Source organism: Paracoccus sp. MKU1 (assembly GCF_001447385.1).
GTDB lineage: Bacteria > Pseudomonadota > Alphaproteobacteria > Rhodobacterales > Rhodobacteraceae > Paracoccus.
In genome coordinates this window covers 1-8,759 of record NZ_LLWQ01000174.1, presented here as the reverse complement: position 1 = coordinate 8,759, position 8,759 = coordinate 1, and the positions used below count along the sequence as shown (strand labels likewise).

Below are 8,759 nucleotides of genomic sequence, written 5' to 3'. Positions count from 1 at the left end.
AGGCCCATATTGCCGACCTCGGCCATGCCGGGATAGCCGCGCGGGCCGCAATTCTTCAGCACCATCACGCAGGTCTCGTCGATATCCAGTGCCTCGTCCTCGATCTTGGCCTTGTAGTCGTCGATATCCTCGAAGACGACCGCCCGGCCGCGATGGGTCAGCAGATGCGGGCTGGCGGCGGAGGGTTTCAGCACCGCGCCATTGGGCGCCAGATTGCCGCGCAGCACGGCGATGCCACCCTCGGGCGTCAGTGCCCGCGCTGCGGGGCGGATCACGTCCTCGTTCCAGTTGACGACCTCGCGCACCTCGTCCCAGATCGTCGCGCCGGAGACGGTCAGCGCGTCGCGGTGCAGCATCCCGGCCTCGGCCAGATGCTTCAGCACCACCGGCAGCCCGCCCGCATAGAAGAATTCCTCCATCAGGTATTGCCCCGAGGGCATCAGGTTCACGATGGTCGGCACACCCCGGCCAAGCCGGTCCCAATCGTCCAGCGTCACATCCACGCCCACCCGCCCCGCCAGCGCCAGCAGGTGAACGACCGCATTGGTCGATCCGCCGATGGCACCATTGGTGCGGATGGCGTTCTCGAACGCCTGTTTCGTCAGGATGTCCGAGGGTTTCAGGTCGTCCTTGACCATCTGCACAATCCGCCGGCCGGACATCTGCGCCATCACCCGCCGCCGTGAATCCACCGCCGGGATCGCCGCATTGCCCGACAGCGCCATCCCCAACGCCTCGGCCATCGAGGCCATCGTGGAGGCCGTGCCCATCGTGTTGCAGGTGCCCGAGGACCGGCTCATGGATTGCTCGGCCTCCAGAAACTCGTCCTGCGTCATCTCGCCGGCCTTCACTGCCTCGGAGAATTTCCACAGATGGGTGCCCGATCCGATCCGCTCGCCCCGGAACCAGCCGTTCAGCATCGGCCCGCCGGTCACCACGATCGAGGGAATGTCGCAGGAGGCCGCCGCCATCATCAGGCTGGGCGTGGTCTTGTCGCAGCCGACCAGCAGCACCGCGCCGTCCATCGGCTGGCCGCGAATGGTTTCCTCGATGGCCAGCGCGGCGAGGTTGCGAAACATCATGGCCGAGGGGCGGAAGGTATTTTCGCTGGCCGAGAACACCGGCACCTCGACCGGAAAGCCCCCGGCCTCCCACACGCCCGCCTTCACCTTTTCGGCCAGTTCGCGCAGATGGCCGTTGCAGGGGGTCAGGTCGGACCATGTGTTCAGGATGCCGATGATCGGGCGGCCGTCGAACAAATCATGCGGATAGCCCTGATTCTTCAGCCAGCCGCGATGATAGATCGTGTCGCGCGAATTGCCGCCATACCATTCCTGAGAGCGCAGCCTGCGGGGCCATTTTGCGGGGGTGAAGCTCATGGGCGTTACTCAGAGGGCTGCGACGGCGACCGGCGCCGCCTCATGGGGTTGCTGGGTCAGGCTATTGCGCAGGGGCAGGCCGAAGGCGGGGCATTCGATCTCGAACATATCGCCGGGCCGGACGGTGACGCCATCGGCAAAGGACAGGGTGGCGGTGCCGAAGAAATGCACATGCACGTCGCCCGGCTGGCGGAACAGCGCGTATTTGAAATGATGATGTTCCAGATTGGCGAGGCTGTGGGACATGTTCGCCTCGCCCGACAGGAAGGGCTTGTCCCAGATCACCGCGCCCTCGCGGATCACCCGGCTGGTGCCCTCGACATGGTCCGGCAGGTCGCCGACCAGCATCTCGGGGCCGAAGCTGGCCGGGCGCAGCTTGGAATGGGCCAGCCACAGGTAATTGCCGCGCTCGGTCACATGGTCGGAAAATTCGTTGCCGAGCGCGAAGCCGAGGCGGAACGGGGTGCCGTCGGCGGCGATCAGATAGATGCCCGCGATCTCGGGCTCCTCGCCCGCATCCAGCGCGAAGCCGGGCGAGGTGAGGCTGGCGCCCGGCGCGACGGCGCCGTGGCCGTTGCCCTTCCAGAACCATTCCGGCTGGACGCCGATCTGGCCATGGCCGGGCTTGCCGCCCTCCAGCCCCATGCGGAACATCTTCATGCTGTCGGTCAGGTCATGGGGATCGGCCTTCTTGTGCATCGCGTTGCGTGTCGAGGCCGAACCCAGATGCGTCAGCCCGGTGCCGGTCAGGTGCAGATGCGCCGGATCGGGGTGATCGACGGGCAGCAGCATCCGCCCCCCGGCCAGCGCGGCGGCCAGATCGACGGCCTCGCCCTGCCCCCGCACCGCGATCTCGGCCTTGAGGCTGCGACCGGCGGCGATGGCGGCGCCCGCCAGGTCCAGCGTCGACAGGGCGCCGGGAACCAGATGCGCCCCACCGTCGTCACGCGCGGCGACCGCGCGGGTTCCGTCGGCCAGTTTCAGTTGCGACAGGAACATGCTCACGCCTCCTTGTTCTTGTTGTAGACGTCGAAGAAGACGGCGGCGAGCAGCACCAAGCCCTTGATGACCTGCTGATAGTCGATGCCGATGCCCAGGATCGACATGCCGTTGTTCATCACCCCCATGATGAAGGCGCCGACCACCGCGCCGACGATCCGCCCCGAGCCGCCCGCCATCGACGCCCCGCCGATGAAGACCGCCGCGATCACGTCCAGCTCGACCGCGAAGCCGGCCTTGGGCGTGGCGGTGTTCAGCCGCGCGGCATAGATCAGCCCGGCCAGCGCGGCCAGAAAACCCATGTTCACGAAGGTGAGGAAGGTCAGCCGCTCGGTGCGGATGCCCGACAGCTTGGCCGCCTTGGCATTGCCGCCCACCGCATAGACGCGGCGGCCGATGGTCGTGCGCTCGGTGATGAAGACGTAAACGACCGTCAGGATCACCATCGACAGCAGCACATTCGGCAGGCCCCGGAACCACGCCAGCTTCCACGTCACGAACAACAGCGCCGCCGCGATGATCGCGTTGCGCAGGATGAACAGGCCCATCGGCTCGTCCTCGATCCCGTAGCGGGCATTGCGGGCACGGGTGCGCAGGCCCAGCCAGACCAACACCAGAACGGTCGCCACGCCCACCGCCATCGCCAGCATGTTTGGGCGGCCCAGGCCGAAGAGGTCGGGGACAAAGCCGTTCGACAGCGCCTGAAAGCTTTGCGGAAAGGGGCCGATGGACTGGCCCGCAAGAAACCACAGCGACAGCCCGCGAAAGACCAGCAGCCCCGCCAGAGTCACGATGAACGAGGGGATCTTCCAATAGGCCACGAAATAGCCCTGCGCCGCGCCGATGGCGGCCCCGCAGGCCAGACAGGCGATGATCGCCACACCCGGCGGCAATTGCCACGACACGATCATCACCGCCGCCAGCGCGCCGACGAAGCCCATGACCGACCCGACCGACAGGTCGATATTGCCGCCGACGATCACCAGCAGCATCCCAAGCGCCATGATGATGATATAGCTGTTCTGCAGGAACAGGTTGGTGATGTTCACCGGACGCAGCAGCACACCCCCGGTCACGATCTGGAAGAACGCCATGATGGCGATCAGCGCGAACAGAAGCCCGTATTCGCGGATATGCCGCGCGATATAGGCACCGATGCCGATGCCGCCGCCTTGGGCGCTGTCGATCTGTGTCATGGCCCCCTCCTTCTTATTCCCTGACGATCAGCGACATGATGGCTTCCTGACTGGCCTGTTCAGCCGTCAGTTCGCCCACGAAGCCGCCCTGATTCATGACGTGGATCCGGTCGCACATGCCCAGCAGCTCGGGCATCTCGGACGAGATCATGATGACGGCCTTGCCCGCCGCGCTGAGCTCGTTGATGATATTGTAGATTTCGTATTTGGCGCCGACATCGATGCCGCGTGTCGGCTCGTCGAGGATCAGCACGTCGGGGTCGGTGAACAGCCATTTGGCCAGCACCACCTTCTGCTGGTTGCCGCCCGACAGGTTCATCACCTTCTGAAAGACCGAGGGCGTGCGGATGCGCATCGCCTTGCGGTATCTCTCGGCCACCTCTGTCTCGCGTCCCTCATCGACCACGCCGCGATGGGCGACCGCGCCCAGATTGGCAAGGATCGTGTTGCGGCGGATGGTTTCCTCGAGGATCAGGCCAAGGGTCTTGCGGTCCTCGGTCACATAGGCCAGCCCCGCCCTGATCGCGCGGTCCACGGTCGAGACATCGACCGCCCGCCCCTTCACCCGGACCTCGCCCGAAATATTGCGCCCGTAGGAGCGGCCGAAGATGCTCATCGCCAGTTCGGTCCGGCCCGCGCCCATCAGCCCGGCGATGCCCACCACCTCGCCGGCGCGGACATGCATCGACAGGTCGTGGATCACCTGCCGGTCGCGCTGTTCAGGATGCCAGACATTCCAATCCTTCAGTTCAAAGATCACCTCGCCCGCGCGGCGAGAGCGATCGGGAAAGCGGCTCTCCATGCTACGACCGACCATGTCGCGGACGATGCGGTCTTCGGTCAGGTCGCCGCCGCGCGCGTCGATGGTGGAAATCGTGGCGCCGTCGCGGATGACGGTCACGCTGTCGGCGACGCGGCGAACCTCGTTCAGCTTGTGGCTGATGATGATCGAGGTGACGCCCTGCGATTTCAGCTCCAAGAGCAGGTCCAGCAGCGCCTGGCTGTCGCTTTCGGACAGGGCCGCCGTCGGCTCGTCGAGGATCAGCAGGCGCACGTTCTTGGACAGGGCCTTGGCGATCTCGACAAGCTGTTGCTTGCCGACGCCGAGGCTGTCCACCCGCACCCCCGGATTCTCGCGCAAGCCCACCTTGGCCAGCAGCGCCTCGGTCTCGCGGAAGGTTTCGGGCCAGTTGATGACGCCGCGCGTGGCGCGCTCATTGCCCAGAAAGATGTTCTCAGCGATGGTCAGCAGCGGCACCAGCGCCAGTTCCTGATGGATGATGATGATCCCGCGATCCTCGCTGTCGCGGATGCTGCCAAAGGCGGCGGGCCGGCCCGCATAGAGGATATCGCCCTCATAGCTGCCATGCGGATAGACACCCGACAGCACCTTCATCAGCGTGGACTTGCCGGCGCCATTCTCGCCACAGATGGCATGGATTTCACCGTCCCGGACCGAGATGCTGACATCGTCCAGCGCCTTCACGCCCGGAAAGGTCTTGGTGATATGGCGCATTTCCAGAAGCGCAGACATGGGGAAACTCCGTCACGGGGGGCCACCCGGCGGATGGCCCCGGCCTTTTGGCTAGCGGATCTGATCGGCGCTGTAATAGCGGCTCTCGACCAGCACCTGTTCCCAGTTCGAGCCGTCCACGCCCACCGGCTCGAGCAGATACGAGGGCACGACCTTGACGCCGTTGTCATAGGTTTCGGTGTCGTTGATTTCCGGCTCACCGCCCTTCAGCAGCGCATCGACCATGCCGACGGTCACGCGGGCCAATTCGCGGGTGTCCTTGAAGACGGTCGAATATTGCTCGCCCGCCAGGATCGACTTGACTGATTGCACCTCGGCATCCTGCCCGGTCACGATGGGCATCGCCTGATCGCCCGAGCCATAGCCCACGCCCTTCAACGAGGACAGGATCCCGATCGACAGCCCGTCATAGGGCGACAGTACGCCATGCACGTCCGTGTCGGTGTAATTGGCCGACAGCAGGTTATCCATCCGCGCCTGCGCCACCGCGCCGTCCCACCGCAGCGTACCGACCGTCTGCATCCCGCTCTGGCCCGAGGGGATCACGATATCGCCTGCCTCGATCAGCGGTTGCAGCACCGACATGGCGCCGTCGTAGAAGAAATAGGCGTTGTTGTCGTCGGGGCTGCCGCCGAACAGCTCGACATTCCAAGGCTTGTCGTCGGGGAACCGCTCTTCCAGACCCGCGACCAGCGAATTGGCCTGCTCGACCCCCACCTTAAAATTGTCGAAGGTGGCGTAATAGTCGATGTCGCCGGTGTCGCGGATCAGCCGGTCATAGGCGATCACCTTGATGTCGGCGGCCTTGGCATTGGCCAGCGCGTTCGACAGGGTGGTGCCGTCGATGGCGGCGATCACCAGCACATCGACGCCCTTGGTGATCATGTTCTCGACCTGGGCAAGCTGGTTCGGGATGTCGTCCTCGGCATATTGCAGGTCGGTGTCGTAGCCGGCTTCCTCGAACTGCCTCACCATGTTCTCGCCATCGGCGATCCAGCGGGCCGAGGATTTGGTGGGCATCGAGATGCCGACCGTCTCGGCCATCGCACCCGCGGCGCCCATCGCCGTCCACGAAACACCGATCGCCAAAGCGATCGCGGCGGTTCTGAATGTCATATCTGTTCCTCCCTCGCAGGCCGCAGCGGCGCCCGCGTCCCCTCCTGTGATGAATCACCCTAGCAACAAAGCCGCATATCGGTAAAATGAGAACTCAGGCATTCTTCATACCGGATTTGACATGTCATTGCCGCATCTGCCCCTGAAGCCCGCACAATTGCGGCTGATCCACCAGATCGCCATCCATGGCCAGTTGCAGATCGCCGCCGAGGCGCTGGCGATGACGCAGCCCGCCGCCTCGCGGATGCTGGCCGAGGTCGAGCGTCAGGTGGGCGCACCGCTGTTCCTGCGCCTGCCCAAGGGCATGGAGCCGACCGAGATCGGCGCGACTTTCCTGCGCCGCGCCCGCGTGATCCTGCGCGAGATGGGCAGCATCGTCACCGACATGCGAAACCTGCGCAGCGGACAGGCGGGAGCGGTGCGGGTGGGCGCGGTGACGGGGCCTGCGGTCAGCTATGTCGTTTCGGCGGTGCGGCAGGCGAAGCTTCAGGCCCCCGATGCGCAGATCAGCGTCGAGGTCCTGCCGTCGCGCGACTTGCTGCGGCTGCTGGTGGCCGGAGAGCTGGACTTCGTGCTGGCCCGGATCCTGCCCGAATTCGACAGCGGGGATTTCAATATCCTGCCGATGCGCGATGAAAAAGTCAGCCTGATCGCCCGCGCCACCCATCCGCTGGCCCGCGCGCAGGCCGTCACGCTGACCGAACTGACCGGCTATGAATGGATCATGCAGCAGCGCGGCGCCCCGATCCGCGAGGCGACGCTGGCGGCTTTCGCCGATGTCGGCCTGTCCGAGCCGGCCGATATCATCGATTCCCCATCGATGCTGTGGACCATCGCCTATCTGGCGCAAAGCGACGCGATCGCCCCGGTCTCGGACGAGGCGGCGGAGCTGCTGATCCGGCCGCCGGTCTCGGCCGGGTTCACTAAGATCCGCTGCGTGCAGGAAATCAGGGTCTCGACCTATTACCTTCTGGACCTGAAGCGCCGGCCTCTGTCGCCGCTGGCGATGCGCCTGCGGGACGAGGTGGCGCGGACCTCGCGCAATCCCATCCTGGATCAGGTCGGGCGATAGGTGGGGGGCCGAAGATCGTGGGCACCTGACCTGCGGCTGTCCGGCAGAGGGTGGGCTGCGTGTCTCACCTGACGGACCGCTGGTCAGAGATGCGCCTGCCAGCGCATCGCATAATCGCGCATCGGCCCGGCATCCCCGGTCACGACCGGCTCGGTCGCCGGCGCCGCGCCCTTTTCGAGGCAGAGCATCACCGCCCCCACCGAGGTGCCCGTGGCCGAGGATGCCGTCTCGACCCCATCAGCGCGCAGCGCCGACAGCATCGCCAGATAATCGGCATTGCGGGCGAACGGGCCTTCGACGATCACCGGCCCGCGCGGGCCGATCAGCGACAGACAGGTCTCGGTCATCAGCGCCAGATACAGCGACAGCGCAAAGATACGTTCGCCCTCGGTCGCCGGTTCGACCGTCCAGCGCATCGGGCGGCCGGGAAACGGCCCCGATCCCGGCTCGACCGAGGGCAGGATCATCACGCCGTCACGCAGCACCCGCGCGCGATCCACCGCATCGGGGCGCGCATCGCTGCCCGCGCGGATCATGTCGTATTCGCGCCCGCCCATGAACCGCGCCGACGGCACCGGCTGACCATGCGCGGCGTGAAACCGCGAGAGGTGGTCGAGGAAGAACCGCCAATGCCCTTCCAGATCGACATGCGGATAGGGCGGACCCGGCAGGACACGGTTCGGGCGGGTGACGACCGCGATCTCGGTCAGGGTTGCGGCCTCGAGAGGACGTATCTGCTTGTGACGCGATATGATCGCGTTTCGGATGGAAACCAGCTGCGCAGAAGCCACCAGGAGGATTTCTGCCAGGCCTTGGGCTATCCGCCGAGTGCCAAGTATCAGCACGGATCTGGCTATCGCGGCAAAAAGATCAAGTTCCGGGAGATGATGGAGCGCCTGCGGACGCTGAACCCGCGTGAGGCGGAGAGACGATCGAGCAGCGCAGTGGTCATCTTCGCGTCTCCAAAGACGGTCGGCCACTCCCCGAATGCCAGGTTGGTGGTGACGATGACGGAGGTCTGCTCGTAGAGCTTGCTGACCAGATGGAACAGCAACTGGCCGCCGGATTGGGCGAATGGCAGGTAGCCGAGCTCATCGAGGATGACGAAGTCGAGCCGCATGAGATGCTCGGCCAGGCGGCCCGCCCGCCCGGCACGGACCTCGGCCTCCAGCCTGTTCACGAGGTCCACAACGTTGAAGAAGCGGCCGCGAGCGCCGTTGCGGATGACGGCTCGCGCGATCGCCACGGAGATATGGGTCTTGCCGGTCCCGGTGCCGCCAACGAGCACGACATTGCGCTGCTGGCTGAGGAATTCCCCGCTGGCCAGATCACGCACCAGCGTCTCGTTGATCGGGTCGTCCATCGGGCTTGAACCGATGGCGCCACGATGGACAACCATCGAAGGTGAACTCCTCGATCTCCCGGGCATAGGGCAGCTTGGCGGTGGTGATCTGGTACTTGAC

Annotated in this window: 8 protein-coding genes and 1 pseudogene; 2 read left to right on the top strand and 7 right to left on the bottom strand. The window is 65.4% G+C overall.

What is annotated here, in order from left to right:
• The 5 genes from AQY21_RS13745 to chvE all read right to left on the bottom strand — a co-directional run.
• A partial coding sequence (locus AQY21_RS13745; RefSeq protein ID WP_058098206.1) for a dihydroxy-acid dehydratase occupies positions 1 to 1,379 on the bottom strand: 1,379 nt, incomplete at its 3' end.
• 9 nt (positions 1,380 to 1,388) lie between these two features.
• Positions 1,389 to 2,378 (bottom strand): AraD1 family protein, encoded by a 990-nt coding sequence (gene araD1, locus AQY21_RS13740; protein ID WP_058098205.1) that lies wholly within the window; start codon positions 2,376 to 2,378, stop codon positions 1,389 to 1,391.
• Positions 2,379 to 2,380: 2 nt separating this feature from the next.
• Positions 2,381 to 3,574 carry a multiple monosaccharide ABC transporter permease gene (gene mmsB / locus AQY21_RS13735; protein ID WP_058098204.1) on the bottom strand — a complete coding sequence of 398 codons (1,194 nt, stop codon included), beginning with the start codon at positions 3,572 to 3,574 and terminating at the stop codon, positions 2,381 to 2,383.
• Positions 3,575 to 3,587: 13 nt separating this feature from the next.
• The gene (mmsA, locus tag AQY21_RS13730; protein ID WP_058098203.1) at positions 3,588 to 5,108 is read right to left on the bottom strand and encodes a multiple monosaccharide ABC transporter ATP-binding protein; all 1,521 of its coding nucleotides are present in this window, start codon (positions 5,106 to 5,108) and stop codon (positions 3,588 to 3,590) included.
• Between the two features lie 51 nt (positions 5,109 to 5,159).
• Positions 5,160 to 6,224 (bottom strand): multiple monosaccharide ABC transporter substrate-binding protein, encoded by a 1,065-nt coding sequence (gene chvE, locus AQY21_RS13725; protein WP_058098202.1) that lies wholly within the window; start codon positions 6,222 to 6,224, stop codon positions 5,160 to 5,162.
• A 121-nt stretch (positions 6,225 to 6,345) separates the two neighbouring features.
• Between chvE and AQY21_RS13720 the strand changes: the two genes are divergently transcribed.
• Positions 6,346 to 7,296 (top strand): LysR family transcriptional regulator, encoded by a 951-nt coding sequence (locus AQY21_RS13720; RefSeq protein WP_058098201.1) that lies wholly within the window; start codon positions 6,346 to 6,348, stop codon positions 7,294 to 7,296.
• Between the two features lie 83 nt (positions 7,297 to 7,379).
• On the opposite strand, the gene AQY21_RS13715 is transcribed toward AQY21_RS13720, so the two are convergent.
• On the bottom strand, positions 7,380 to 8,087 hold the full coding sequence (locus AQY21_RS13715; protein WP_058098200.1) for a hypothetical protein: 708 nt from the start codon (positions 8,085 to 8,087) through the stop codon (positions 7,380 to 7,382).
• Here AQY21_RS13715 and AQY21_RS29750 point away from each other — a divergent pair.
• The gene (locus tag AQY21_RS29750) at positions 8,037 to 8,324 is read left to right on the top strand and encodes a HipA domain-containing protein (protein WP_238986779.1); all 288 of its coding nucleotides are present in this window, start codon (positions 8,037 to 8,039) and stop codon (positions 8,322 to 8,324) included. The two genes, AQY21_RS13715 and AQY21_RS29750, sit on opposite strands and share 51 nt — an antisense overlap.
• Here AQY21_RS29750 and AQY21_RS13710 read toward each other — a convergent pair.
• A pseudogene (locus AQY21_RS13710) lies at positions 8,219 to 8,759 on the bottom strand (ATP-binding protein); the annotation flags it as partial. The gene AQY21_RS29750 and the pseudogene AQY21_RS13710 overlap by 106 nt on opposite strands.